The sequence below is a fragment of the Staphylococcus sp. FSL K6-0223 genome, from assembly GCF_038008285.1.
This window is the reverse complement of the sequence record NZ_JBBOYX010000001.1, coordinates 334,117-348,147: the sequence shown is the minus strand read 5'-3', so window position 1 is coordinate 348,147 and position 14,031 is coordinate 334,117. Positions and strand designations below refer to the sequence as shown.

Annotated in this window: 11 protein-coding genes and 1 pseudogene; 3 read left to right on the top strand and 9 right to left on the bottom strand. The window is 31.9% G+C overall.

Annotated elements, in window-relative coordinates; translation table 11 throughout:
* Positions 1 to 112 precede the first annotated feature (112 nt).
* Positions 113 to 538 carry a hypothetical protein gene (locus tag MHI13_RS01620; RefSeq protein WP_070548518.1) on the top strand — a complete coding sequence of 142 codons (426 nt, stop codon included), beginning with the start codon at positions 113 to 115 and terminating at the stop codon, positions 536 to 538.
* Between the two features lie 166 nt (positions 539 to 704).
* Positions 705 to 1,325 (top strand): cell surface protein, encoded by a 621-nt coding sequence (locus tag MHI13_RS01615; RefSeq protein WP_285327761.1) that lies wholly within the window; start codon positions 705 to 707, stop codon positions 1,323 to 1,325.
* A gap of 156 nt (positions 1,326 to 1,481) precedes the next feature.
* Here the strand turns inward: MHI13_RS01615 and MHI13_RS01610 are convergent, their stop codons facing one another.
* Both MHI13_RS01610 and MHI13_RS01605 read right to left on the bottom strand, forming a co-directional pair.
* Positions 1,482 to 2,816 (bottom strand): putative glycoside hydrolase, encoded by a 1,335-nt coding sequence (locus tag MHI13_RS01610; protein ID WP_070548521.1) that lies wholly within the window; start codon positions 2,814 to 2,816, stop codon positions 1,482 to 1,484.
* A gap of 192 nt (positions 2,817 to 3,008) precedes the next feature.
* On the bottom strand, positions 3,009 to 3,500 hold the full coding sequence (locus MHI13_RS01605; RefSeq protein WP_017175435.1) for a topology modulation protein: 492 nt from the start codon (positions 3,498 to 3,500) through the stop codon (positions 3,009 to 3,011).
* 175 nt (positions 3,501 to 3,675) lie between these two features.
* Between MHI13_RS01605 and MHI13_RS01600 the strand changes: the two genes are divergently transcribed.
* Positions 3,676 to 4,566, top strand: a complete 891-nt coding sequence (locus MHI13_RS01600; protein ID WP_002449395.1) for a fructose bisphosphate aldolase — start codon at positions 3,676 to 3,678, stop codon at positions 4,564 to 4,566.
* Between the two features lie 141 nt (positions 4,567 to 4,707).
* Here MHI13_RS01600 and lqo read toward each other — a convergent pair whose 3' ends face one another.
* The 7 genes and pseudogenes from lqo to MHI13_RS01565 form a co-directional block, all read right to left on the bottom strand.
* Positions 4,708 to 6,210 (bottom strand): L-lactate dehydrogenase (quinone), encoded by a 1,503-nt coding sequence (gene lqo / locus MHI13_RS01595; protein WP_002449218.1) that lies wholly within the window; start codon positions 6,208 to 6,210, stop codon positions 4,708 to 4,710.
* Between the two features lie 314 nt (positions 6,211 to 6,524).
* Positions 6,525 to 7,355, bottom strand: a complete 831-nt coding sequence (locus tag MHI13_RS01590; protein WP_017175436.1) for a pyruvate, water dikinase regulatory protein — start codon at positions 7,353 to 7,355, stop codon at positions 6,525 to 6,527.
* 6 nt (positions 7,356 to 7,361) lie between these two features.
* Positions 7,362 to 9,986 (bottom strand): pyruvate, phosphate dikinase, encoded by a 2,625-nt coding sequence (gene ppdK / locus MHI13_RS01585; protein WP_017175437.1) that lies wholly within the window; start codon positions 9,984 to 9,986, stop codon positions 7,362 to 7,364.
* Positions 9,987 to 10,199: 213 nt separating this feature from the next.
* Positions 10,200 to 11,792 carry an acyl-CoA synthetase MbcS gene (mbcS, locus tag MHI13_RS01580; protein WP_017175438.1) on the bottom strand — a complete coding sequence of 531 codons (1,593 nt, stop codon included), beginning with the start codon at positions 11,790 to 11,792 and terminating at the stop codon, positions 10,200 to 10,202.
* 131 nt (positions 11,793 to 11,923) lie between these two features.
* Positions 11,924 to 12,361, bottom strand: coding sequence for an antibiotic biosynthesis monooxygenase family protein (locus MHI13_RS01575; protein ID WP_202596562.1), 438 nt, complete (start codon positions 12,359 to 12,361; stop codon positions 11,924 to 11,926).
* A gap of 119 nt (positions 12,362 to 12,480) precedes the next feature.
* On the bottom strand, positions 12,481 to 12,687 hold the full coding sequence (locus tag MHI13_RS01570) for a YozE family protein (protein WP_017175440.1): 207 nt from the start codon (positions 12,685 to 12,687) through the stop codon (positions 12,481 to 12,483).
* Between the two features lie 123 nt (positions 12,688 to 12,810).
* A pseudogene (locus MHI13_RS01565) lies at positions 12,811 to 13,992 on the bottom strand (amidohydrolase).
* Positions 13,993 to 14,031: the final 39 nt, after the last annotated feature.

Below are 14,031 nucleotides of genomic sequence, written 5' to 3'. Positions count from 1 at the left end.
GATTTAAACTTTGGTCAACATGTTTTTTCAATATTCTAAAAATTTAAAAAGTGTTAAATCTAATATTTCAGGGAATATTCTTATAGTATGTATATAAGAAGGAAGGAAAATTATGATCCGTTATTTTTATCATTGTCTTAGTGCTTTAGTTATAAGTATTATCTTATTAATTACAATGACTATCATGGATGGCATAGTTCAATCGACTCATCTTACTTTATTGTTAATTAACATCGATTTCTTAATTGATCCAAGCAAAACGCCGTTATTATTAGAACTAGCCATTCATGTTTTTATAGGATGGTTAATATATTTTATTTTCTTACTTATTTATCACGTCTTTAAACCATTATATAAAATAAGTTATGTCTTATTAATGATTGTTTTTGGCTCTCTTTATCCGTCACTCGTCGTTATGGCAAAGCGTTCATTCTTTCACTTTAGCTGGAATGAATACGGTTTATGGATGATTGCTCATATTATTTTTATGATTTTAATGGCTTGTTCCATTCCATATTTTTCTAAAAAGAAGTATTAATGTCCTATATAAATCATGTGATAAATATTGATTTAATGTTTACAAATTATTTATTCTTTAAGTTAAGTTAAAGATTTATTATGTTTTTTTTAAAATCCCTGTTTCTGATCTATTCAAATGCTACACTCTAGTTGTAATTGATCATGAATGAAATGGGGTTTTCATTATGAAGAAAGTATCTTTCGTTGCATCTACACTTTTAACAAGTACAATGCTACTTACAACGACTCAATCTGTAGAAGCACATACTGCTAACTTAGTGACTAAAGAAAATGCTAAACAAATTGCTACAGAGGCATTATCTAATAGTGGAGGTAATCCAAACCTACAACGATTGGGTCGTACTGTTGACAAAGGCGCATACTTTGAAATTATAAGTCATAATAGATTAAATGAAGGTAGTGGAATGTATAAAGTTCATAAAAATGGCGAAGTTGAGTACAAAAATGGTAGATATAGTGACTTTAATCAACTTCAAGATACACGCATTCATGCAGAATCAGGTATCGCTAAAGCCGCTAAAACAACCTCTTCTAATCATAAACAAGTTCATTCTGTTGATTGTGCACGTGAACTCAACCGTTATTATGTAGGAACGGTTGCTTCTTCTGAGGTACCATCATCTAAGTCACTTAAAGATACTCAAACATCACAATCTTCTGTTAAAACGCTCCCAAGTACTGGAGACGTTACACAACAACACTCAACTCAACTTTTAGCCTCACTTCTATTAGTTATGGGAACTTCATTATTACTGAAACAAAAACATCATAGTCATTCTTATTGATCTACTAAACATTTTTAATAAATAAAAAAGGAGTGAGTCAACGAATTCAAAATGAATTCTGACTCACTCCTTTTGTTTAATCATGATTTCGTTTAAATAGTTCTACAAGATAAATCATTTCCATACTAAATTAATATACAAGAAACTGTCTCTATATTATTTATTTTTATTATCCGCTTGTTCATTATCTTGACTATCAGAATGTTGATCATCTTTGTTTTTAGTTTGTTCTACACCTTCAGGGTCTTGTTCTTTAGCATTGCCTTTTTTTGGATTATAATTAACACCTTCTGTATAATCATTACCTGCATTCCATAATAAGAACTCATTCACACCGTTATCTTTTAAAGCTTGAACTTCTTCAGATATCGCTTTTGCATCATAATCAATATAATTACCAGCCCCTAAATATGAAGCGGTAAAGTCTTGAATCCATGGTCTTGAAATAGGCTTATCTTTACCTAATGTATCTAATAAACTATTTTCTTTTTGAATATAGCGATTAACTGTTTTATATGGCTCAGTATCTGGTGCTTGTAAACCGAAATCTCCATTACTCCAATGAGATGGATAAATCATTGATGAAATGGCATCTACATTTTTAGAAATTTTAGGGAAGCTTTGACCAATACCAGGTGCATTTTCAACTAATGCAGAATAACCAAATACATCAGCTGACACATTAACTCCCATTGGTTTTAATTCTTTATTTGCGTATTCTAAGAATTTAGTAATTGTATCCACACGTTGATCGCCTGAACTCATCTGACTATTTTTATATTCACCTTTATTATAAGTTAAGCTATCTGCTTGATTTTCAAATCCTTCTGGGAAGCGTACATAGTCAAATTGAATATCTTGGAAGCCTGCTTTTGCAGCTGCTTTTGCAACATCAATATCATACTTCCATACTTCCTTCATAAATGGATTAACAAAGCTATCCCCTTTACCATTTGTCCAAACAGAACCATCACTATTTTTGAATGTCCATTCAGGGTGTTCATTTGCTAATTTTGTATCTTTAAATGTCACAATACGTGCAATTGGATAAATATTATTATCATGTAGTTTTTTTAATAATTTTTTACCATCTACAATATCAAGCGTATTTTTATCCACTTGTTTATTGCCTGTATTTAATTTCATAGTAATGTTACCTGTATCATCTTTCACATCGATAACCATGGTATTTAAATTAGAATCTTTGATTAATTTAACTAACTCATCCATTTTAGCACCCTGTGTAGAATTACTTGTTACATAAATCCCTTTAACACCATCTTTAGGATACTCTACTTTATTTTCATTTGTATTTTTATCATTATTCTTTTTCAATGCATCACTTTGACTATTACCACTTTTATTACTAGATTGCTCATTTTTCTGATTTCCATCTTTTTGTCCACTATCAGATGCATTATCTCCATTACTACAAGCCGCCAATAATAGAGCACTTGTTGTTAATACAGCAAAAATTTTATTTTTCTTCATTACTGTTCCTCCAAGAAAGTATATAAGTATTAATTAAGAACTTAGTTATCATATATAAACGATTTAAAAATAAAGACTAACTTCAATTAATAAGAACTTAACTTACTTTAGAATAGCATATTTTAACAAAAAATATACGATACACTAAAGTTTTATAAAATATTCTATTTAATATTTACATATATTAAAATTTTAAAGAAAACGTAAAGATAATGCTTTAGAATCATCGATGATCCACTGAACATTTGGTATTGATCTTTTCATTTGTTGCATGATAAATTGCTCATTATTTTTAGGAAAATCCCAAATATACTTAATAAATTCAAAACTTAATGTTTTAGGATTTCCTCCGATATGTTCTCTGTTAAATAGTGAATATATGTAACGCTTGATTACTCTAAGTATACATTTTACTCTTGGTTCTTTAATCCATATGACTTTAGTTGCATATTTTAATCTCATACTAAGTGTACTAGAATAATTTCCATCAATAATCCATTCCTCTTTTACTACAATAGATTCAAGTTTTTGTTTTAATTCTTCAAAAGTAATGACGTTTTTATTATTAAGCCATTGAATTTGATCAATATGGTAAAGTGGCAGTTGATATTTTAAATGTAGTTGATATGCCAATGTTGATTTTCCAGAACCAGGGCTACCAATAATTAATATACGTTGTTTCATAACAATCCCCTTTGAATATGTTTGAATGTTTACATTAAATGTATAAATACGGTAATTTCATAAAATTGTAAATTGTTAATTAAGAAATTTCAATAATTAATTACTTTATACTTGAGAATATTATTATTTTTTACGATAATGATATTGAAAGTTTATTAAAGGAGTGAAAGGCATAATGAATAAAGAACAATTAGAAAAAGTAAGTCATGGGAAAGGATTCATCGCTGCATTAGACCAAAGTGGTGGTAGTACTCCAAAAGCATTAAAAGAATATGGTGTAAACGAAGATCAATACAGCAATGATGACGAAATGTTCCAACTTGTACATGATATGCGTACACGTGTTGTCACTTCACCTTCATTTACTTCAGATAAAATTTTAGGTGCGATTCTATTTGAACAAACTATGGATCGTGAAGTTGAAGGTAAATATACTGGTGACTACTTAGCTGATAAAGGTGTCGTTCCTTTCTTAAAAGTCGACAAAGGTTTAGCTGAAGAGCAAAATGGTGTCCAATTAATGAAACCTATCGACAACTTAGATGAAACTTTAGACCGTGCAGTTGAACGTCATATCTTCGGTACTAAAATGCGTTCTAACATCTTAGAATTAAATGAACAAGGTATCAAAGACGTTGTTGAACAACAATTTGAAATTGCTAAAAAAATCATTGCTAAAGGTTTAGTACCTATCATTGAACCTGAAGTAAACATTAACGCTAAAGACAAAGCTGAAATCGAAGAAGTATTAAAAGCTGAACTTAAAAAAGGCTTAGATTCTTTAAATGATGATCAATTAGTAATGCTAAAATTAACTATCCCTACTAAAGCTAACTTATACAAAGAATTAGCTGATCATCCAAATGTTGTTCGTGTTGTTGTATTATCTGGTGGCTACAGCAGAGACGAAGCAAACAAATTATTAAAAGACAATGATGAATTAATTGCAAGCTTCTCACGTGCATTAGCAAGTGATTTACGTGCAGGCCAATCAAAAGAAGAATTTGATAAAGCTTTAGGCGATGCAGTAGATTCAATCTACGATGCTTCAGTAAATAAAAATTAATAGTCAGATTTTTATTTAAAAGTGATGAGTCACGTGCTCATCACTTTTTTCATGTTTTTAAGCAGTTATAACCATTAAATTTATTTAATAAAAAAACTGTTAACAGAACGTGATGTCCTGTTAACAGTTTTCTAATTTTTCTTATTTAGCATTAGTATTTTCATAGAAACCTAATTCTAATTGTTTAGATGTTAAACGACGAGTTTTTCTCATTAAGTCAACATCATGAATTAATGATTCACCATATGAAGGAATCATTTTTTTGATTTTTGGTTTCCATTCATCTAAATATTGTTCGAAGTTTCTTTCGATAACTTCTAACGCTACTGAAACTGATGTAGAAGCCCCTGGTGATTCACCAAGTAAAGCAATGATAGAGTGGTCTTTAGAGTCAACCACTTCTGTACCGAATTGGATGAATCCTTTACCTTCTTTTTCATCATCTTTAATAACTTGTACACGTGTACCAGCAGTATATACTTGCCAATCTTCATCACGAGCTTCAGGGTAGAACGTACGTAAGTGGTTCATACAACCTTCTTTAGTCATGATGATTTGGTCAAATGAATATTTAAGTAATGACATATTCTTAACTGCTGCAGCTAATAACGTAGTGATATTGTGTGGTTTAACTGATTTGAATAAATCTAAGTTAGAACCGTGAATTAAGAATTTAGGGCCAACATTTGCGAATGGTCCGAATAATAATGTTCTTTCACCATCGATATAACGAGTATCTAAGTGAGGAACAGTCATTGGTGGTGTGCCAGGTGGCTCTTTACCATAAACTTTCGCATCATGTTGTTCGATAACTTCTGGATTTGTACAAGCGATAAATTGACCAATGATTGGGAAACCACCGATATGTTTACCTTCTTCGATACCAGTTTTTTGTAATAATGGAATAGATCCACCACCAGCACCGATGAATACATGGTCAGCTTCTTTAGTAAAGACTTTATTGTTAGCTAAATCTTTAATTTTAACTTGCCATTTACCGTTAGATAAACGTTTGAAGTCTTGTACTTCATGATTATAGTTGACGTTTACGTTTGAATCGTCGTTTTGTAAGTTATGTGCCATTTTACGAGTTAATTCACCGTAGTTAACGTCAGTACCTTCGTCGATTTTACTAGCAGCCATTAAGCCATCATCGAAACGACCTTGCATCATTAATGGAATCCATTTTCTCATTACTTCGATGTCTTCAGTGTATTCGATATCATCGAACATAGGGAAATCTTTCATTTTTTCGTAACGTTCTTTTAAGAATTGAACGTTGTTTTTACCACGTACGAAACTGATATGTGGTAAAGGATGAATGAAATCTCTAGGATCTTTAATTTGTCCTGATTCTACTAAATGACCCCAAAATTGTTTAGAAATTTCAAATTGTTCGTTAATTTCTTTTGCTTTTTCAATGTCAATCGTACCATCTGGTTGTCTTACAGTATAGTTTAATTCACATAATGCAGCGTGACCAGTACCAGCATTGTTACGTTCATTTGAACTTTCGATACCTGGACGATCTAAACGTTCATAAAGATCGATGTTCCAGTTAGGTACAAGTTCATTGAACATAGATGCAACTGTTGTACTAATTACACCAGCACCGACAATAATCATATCTTTTGATTCTGTCATGTTTGTACACCTCTCCAAAAATTATGTTTCACAATATATTATAATTACCTGTTGCTCTTGTTTCCCTAATATCTAGTAATCAATATATTGTTTTAGTAATGTGTTAAGTCTTTCATTACTATGTTAAAACAAATATAGTCAATTGTAAATCAGAAAAACTTAAATATTCGAATTAATGAATTCATTATCATTAAATTAAGCAAAAAATTTATCAATATAAGTTAAATAGTAAGAATAGTTGAATGATCAAAGTTTTATTATAACATGATGTCATTACAATCACTTAATGATTTACTTACAACCTTATATAATGATTATTTATTATTTTGTAAAAACTTTTCAATATAAAAAGCTGATTCTTCAATTGATTTATACTCAGTATTAATCACTGTAGCATTTAATTTTTTAAATACTTCTTCTGCATAACTGAGTTCTTCTTTTATACGATTTAAATTATTATATTGAGACTCTTTCGACAAACCTAATGTTTCAGCACGACTTTTTCGTATATTTGCAATATACTGTGGACTTGCAGTTAATCCAAATACTTGTAACCCTTTTTGCTTAAAAACACTGTCTGGAATACTAACTTCAGGTACTAAAGGAATGTTTGCTATTTTGTAGCCTTTATTCGCTAAATACATACTTAATGGTGTCTTTGAAGTACGTGATACCCCTACAATCAACGCATCCGCTTCGCCTATATCAGAAAAATGCTTACCATCATCATATTTAACTGAATATTCAATCGCTTCAATACGCTTAAAATAAGCTTCATTTAACTTTCTTAACGCACCACTTTCCATCAATGGTTTTTCACCTGTCACGTGTTCAATAATGCTAATTAAATCAGACATATAATCTACATATGGGATATGATGTTCTCTAGCAAATTCGTGACCAAGTGCATTAAATGATTCACTTACTAATGTCGTAGCTACTATTGCGTGGTGTTCTTTCGCTAAATTTAATATATTTAAAAATTCTTCCTCATCTTTAATATAAGGAAATTTTTTTATTTCTACATTATTTAAATCTGGAAACTGGGTTAAAGTTGCATGAATCATACGTTGAGCAGTTTCTCCAATTGAATCTGAAACAATAAATAATTTTAAATTATGTGCTTGTGACTCGACTTCATTCATTTTTGATTACTCACTTTCCTCCACTTGACTCTGAGCAGTCGCTAAAATTGCTCCTGGAATTCGGAATGGTGAACATGATACATAATCAATTGGTAAGTGATTGAAATAATGAATAGATTTTGCATCTCCACCTAATTCACCACATACACCAATCTTAATATTTTCGTTCACTTTCTTTGCCTGTTTAACTGCCATTTCAATTAGTTTTCCAACGCCATCTTCATCTAATGTTTGGAACGGGTCAAGTTTCAATATATTTCTTTCAGTATACACATTTATAAACTTCCCTGCATCATCTCTAGAAAAACCAAATGACAATTGTGTTAAATCGTTCGTACCAAAGCTGAAGAAATCACAATATTTTGCTAATTCGTCTGAAATAAGACATGCACGAGGCGTTTCGATCATTGTTCCCATTGAGTAATCTACGCTTTCTTGATGTTGTTTTTCTAATTGATCAATAGTCTTAACAAGGTTTTCTTTTAAAGTAGTAAATTCTTCGACTGTAGACACTAACGGAATCATAATTTCTGGTTTACACTGAATGCCTTCTTCTTTTAATTTAAATACACTTTCAATAATCGCTTCTACTTGCATTTCATATAACTCAGGGTATGTGATGGCTAAACGACAACCACGATGTCCAAGCATTGGATTCACTTCGTTTAAATCCACAATGCGTTTATCTAATGTTTCCTTTGAAATATTTAATTGCTTCGCAACATTCGCAATATCCTCTTCAGAATGTGGTAAGAACTCATGCAATGGCGGATCAAGTAAACGTACTATTGTAGGATGTTCACCTGATAATTTAAAAATTTCTTTAAAGTCTTCTACTTGATATTGTTTAATATGATTAAGTGCTTCGAGACGGTCTTCACGAGAGGATGATAAGATGAAACGTCTCATCTCTACTAGTCGCTCAGCCCCAAAGAACATATGCTCTGTACGTACTAATCCGATGCCTTTAGCACCAAATTGGTAACCCACTTTAATATCTTGAGGTGTTTCTGCATTCATACGTACTTTTAAACGAGCTGTCTTTTCTGACCACTCCATAAATTGATTGAATGACTCGCTATGCTCAGCATTGACTGTTTTAATCTCACCTAAATAAATGTCACCTTCTGAACCATCAACTGAAACCATATCTCCTTCATGTAGTGTTTGATTGCCATAGTATACCGTCTTAGCACTCGTATTAATTTCTAAATCAGAACATCCTGTCACACAACATTTACCCATTCCACGAGCTACAACTGCTGCATGAGACGTCATGCCACCATGTGTGGTTACAATCGCTTCACTTGCAATCATACCTTCAATATCTTCAGGAGACGTTTCTGGTCTCATCAAGATCACTTTTTTACCTTGATCTGATTGTGCTTTCGCCTCTTCAGCAGTAAATACAATTTGACCTGTTGCAGCACCTGGACTCGCAGGTAATCCCATTTTAGATACAACTGTTGCTTCTTTTAATGAAGACTCATCGAAATTAGGATGCAACAGTTGATCAATTGATTTTACTTCAACTTTTTTCATTGCTTCTTTTTTAGTAATAATACCTTCATTCACTAAATCTACAGCAATTTGAATAGCTGCACGTGCTGTACGTTTACCATTACGAGTTTGGAGTAAATATAATTGTCCATTTTCAATTGTAAATTCAATATCTTGCATATCTTTATAGTGTTTTTCTAATTGTTTTGTCACATCTACAAATGCTTGATGAACCTCTGGCATTTGATCATGTAATGTTGAGATATCTTTAGGTGTACGAATACCAGCAACAACATCTTCTCCTTGTGCATTAAGTAAATATTCACCAAATAATTTATTTTCGCCAGTCACTGGATTACGCGTAAAAGCAACACCTGTTCCACTATTATCTCCACTATTACCGAAAACCATTTCTTGGATATTTACTGCTGTGCCGATGTCATGTGGAATATCATTTAAATCTCGGTAAATACGAGCACGATCATTATCCCAAGATTTAAATACAGCTTCTATAGCTTCTTCCAGTTGTTTCAAAGGCTCTTGTGGGAAAGGTTTATGTACTTCTTCTACATATATTTCCTTAAAGCGCTTACAAATTTCTTTTAAACCCTCTGCACTAATGGCAGCGTCATTCTCAAAATGATGTTGTTTTTTATACTGTTCGAAATATGTATCAAATGCTTGCATAGGTACACTATATACGACTTCACCAAACATTTGTAATAAACGACGATAACAGTCATAAGCAAAACGTTTATCCCCAGTTTTTTTAGCTAATTTTTCTACATTCTCATCATTTAAGCCCAAGTTTAATATTGTATCCATCATTCCTGGCATAGAAATTTTTGCACCACTTCTTACAGAAACAAGTAATAAATTAGTATCAGAAGAGAATATTTTTCCGGTTCTCTCTGAAAATGAAGCCAAGTGATCAATTAATTCTGTTTTGATGTCAGTAGATAATGACTTACCTTGTTTTAAATACTCAATACATGCTGTTGTGGTAATGGTGAAACCATCTGGTACAGGTAAACCTAAGCGTTTCATTTCAGATAGATTAGCTCCTTTACCTCCCAATACATCTCTCATTGATTTTTGTCCTTCATCAAACGCATAAATATATTTAGTCATTATAAATCACCTCAAATTTTTATTATGTCATACTAATTATTTAAAAGTATGTCATAATAACACGTGAAATACAATTAAAATTATCTTTATTTTTAATTTTTCTAAATATAGACAAATTTTCAATATTCATGTTATCTGATACATCAGTATTCTCATCATAAAAAAACACTGATAAATTAGTGACATACTAATTTATCAGTGTGGTGAATATGATTATTTATTTTGAGCGTTGTTATATTTTGTGCGTTCAGCATCGCGTAATTCAACACGACGAATTTTGCCAGAGTTTGTTTTTGGTAAATCTTCTACAAATTCAATCGCACGTGGATATTTATATGGTGCGACTACTTTTTTAGAGAAAGTTTGTAACTCTTTCACTAAATCATCACTTGGTTTATAGCCCTCTTTTAAAATAATAAATGCTTTAACAATATTGCCACGAATTGGATGTGGACTTGCTACAACTGCACATTCTTTTACCGCTTCATGATTTGTGAGTGCATCTTCAACTTCGAAAGGTCCAATAGTATAACCAGAACTAATAATAATATCGTCACGGCGACCTTCAAACCAGAAATAGCCATCTTCGTCGATATGTGCTAAATCTCCAGTAATGTAATAATCTCCTGCATGTGCCTCTTTTGTACGTTTCTCATCTTTAAAGTAACCTTTAAATAATCCAGGGAAATCAAGTGGTAATGCTATATTACCTTTTACATTTGTATCCACTTTGTTTCCATCATCATCAACAACTGCTACACGACTACCCGGAATAGCTTTACCCATAGAACCAGGACGTGGTTCTGTATCTTTTAAGAAACCAATTAGTAACGTACTTTCTGTTTGTCCATATCCGTCACGCACTGTTAAATTAAAATGTTTACGGAATTGTTCAACTACTTCTCTATTTAATGGTTCCCCTGCAGATACTGCACTGTGTAAATGATCTAAATTGTATTGATCTAAGTTATCTAATTTTGCCATCATACGGTATTCTGTTGGTGTACAGCAAAGCACATTAATTTTAAAGTTTTGTAATAGTGATAAATAACGGGAAGGATTAAATTTACCATTATACACAAATGCTGTCGCTCCTGATCCCATAATAGATAGGAATGGACTCCATACCCATTTTTGCCAACCAGGTGCAGCTGTTGCCCACACTAAGTCATCTTCTTTTATAGCTAACCAATGTTCAGGTGCCATTTTCATATGAGCATATCCCCAACCATGAGAATGTGTAACAGCTTTTGGATTACCTGTAGTTCCAGAAGTGTAAGATAAAATAGCAACATCATCTCTTGTTGTATTGGCTATGTCTAATTTATCACTTTGCTTTGCTTTTTCATCTTCAATACTAATCCAATTCTCTTGATTTCCGTTAATCACAAATTTTGTTAATTCGTTATATTCTTCAATATCTCTAAATTCTTCTATAAAATCAGCTAATACAATAACTGCATTAATTTCTCCATGCGTAATACGATATTGTAAATCCTTTGTTCTTAACATTTCAGAACTTGGGATAATTGCAATACCTAATTTTAATGCTGCAATATAAAGTTCATACGTGATGATAGCACGTGGCATCATGATTAACACTTTATCGCCTTTTTTTAGTCCATGGTTTAATAATACATGTCCTACTTTATTAGCGTTTTTAATTAATTCAGAGTATGTAACACTAATGGGTTCTTCTACACCGTTTTCATAAATAATTGCTTGTTTACTTTGATTTGAAGCATGTTTTTCTATTTCAGATACAATATTATATGTCTCTGGTGCTAATAAATTTAAATGATTCATTACTTTATTTTCCTTCCAATTTTTAAGTTTTCATCGTTCATAAAATCACACATCTTAATTTCACGCAATCCTATGCGGTATTTGTTTTAAATATAAAAAAGATTAAGTTTCTATACCAGTATATTACTTTTTTAGAAACTTAATCTTTGAATATTAAATATATTATCTATATCAACATTCGTTTCTAAATTAGCAAGTTCTATTCTTACATTATAAGATAAATCGCGATTAACTATTTTATTATCGACACCTTGTTTAGTGCCTCTTTTTTTATGCGTTTTATCATAAGCGGCTGAACTTTGCCAATCATAGAACGATTGTCGATCTTTCCATAACGTCAAAATAATATAATGACGATGCTTAGTTTGAGGACGTAAAAAACGTAAAGCTTTGAATCCTGGCACATCTTGTAAATATTTAGTGCGCTCTAAAAATTTAGATTCAAATTGAGGTTCATTACCTTCATTAACAAACAAGTGATTCAAAACACATATTGAATCGTTTGTTAACTCGTTTATTGACTCAAGTACTGTATATAATTGAACATCATTATTTTTTTCGATAGACATAGTCCGTTCTTCTTTTTCTTCTATTACATATGTTTTATAACTATCAGTTAAAGTCACTTCTTAGTTCCTTCATTTCTTAACTAGCTTTAAGCTATCATTTTTAATTCTGCTATTCATCTCTATCTTCCTTCATATAATGAAAGGGAACGTTTAACAATTTCTAAGAATTCATGATCCAACATCGACGTCTTAGAAAAGTAATCAAGTATATTTTCAGCAAGATATTCATGTTTTGGAAAATTTTGGTCTTGATTTATCCATGATGCAAGTTCACCTAATGGGGTCTTATCATCAATAAATCCTTGCATAAAATCATAAAAACTCATCAACTCACCCCAATATCTAGATATAGGATAATACTATCATGACAAATTCTTTAATACTAGAGTATACACTTGACTTCTACTTTAAAAATGTAGAATTATTGCTTAAATATATATTTTGACTGCTTATTCAATAGTTAAATAGTTTAATACTACTGCACCTACTGCTTCTGCTGCAACTAACATACTTGACTCATCAATCGTAAATTTAGGATGATGATGTGGATATGCTTTACCCTCTCTCGGTTTTGCTCCAGAATATATAAAAGTACTTGGCAATGTTTTAGCATAAAAAGCGAAGTCTTCAGATGGCGGTTGAGGTTCGCATACTTCTATGCCTTTAACATCAGCTAATTTTGCTTGGTTAATGGTTTCTGCAACATATTCAGTAAAGTCAGGATCATTATACAATGCAGGATAATCTTTACTAAATGTAAATTCACAATTTACACCAAATGTTTCTTCCAAACCATGAACCATTTGTTTTAAAGCCGTTTCAATACGATCGCGTGTAGCATCTGTCAAAGCGCGAACGTCACCTTCAATGGTTATTTTATCTTTAATCACATTAAATTGACCTTTACCATCAAATGATCCAATTGTGACGACACCCGTTTCAAATGGATTAAGGCGACGTGAGACCACTGTTTGAGCGGTAGTAACGAAATTAGCTCCCGCTACAATCGCATCATTTGCAGTATGCGGAGAAGAACCATGTCCTCCTTCACCTTTTACAATTAATTTAAAGTAAGAACGTCCTGTTTGAACGTTACCCTTATGATAATAGACTTTACCAGGAGCCATATTAGTCATCACATGGGTGCCTAAAACATGATCAACGCCATCCAATACGCCATCTTCAATCATACCTTTAGCTCCACCAGGTGGCATTTCTTCAGCGGGTTAATGAATAACAATTACTTTGCCACTGAACTGAGATTTCATTTCTATCAATGTTTCTGCCAAAATAAGCATATATGCTGTATGTGCATCATGTCCACACGCATGCATGACTCCCTCGTTTTTAGAAGCAAATGATAAACCAGTATCTTCTTGAATGGGAAGCGCATCAAAATCTGCTCGAATAGCAATCGTTTTCCCAGGTTTACCACTATCTATCGTTACTTTTACACCATTTTGTCCTATATTTGTTTCTACCTTACACTCTTTATCTTTATAAAAATTAGCAATATATTTGGGTGTCTCAGTTTCATGAAATGATAACTCAGGATATTCATGTAAATGTCTTCGAATCTCGATCATACGCTTTTCCTTATCTTGTAAACGTTGCACTAAATCTTTAATCATTTCATATCACTCCTTCTCTGTCATTCATTATATGCCTTT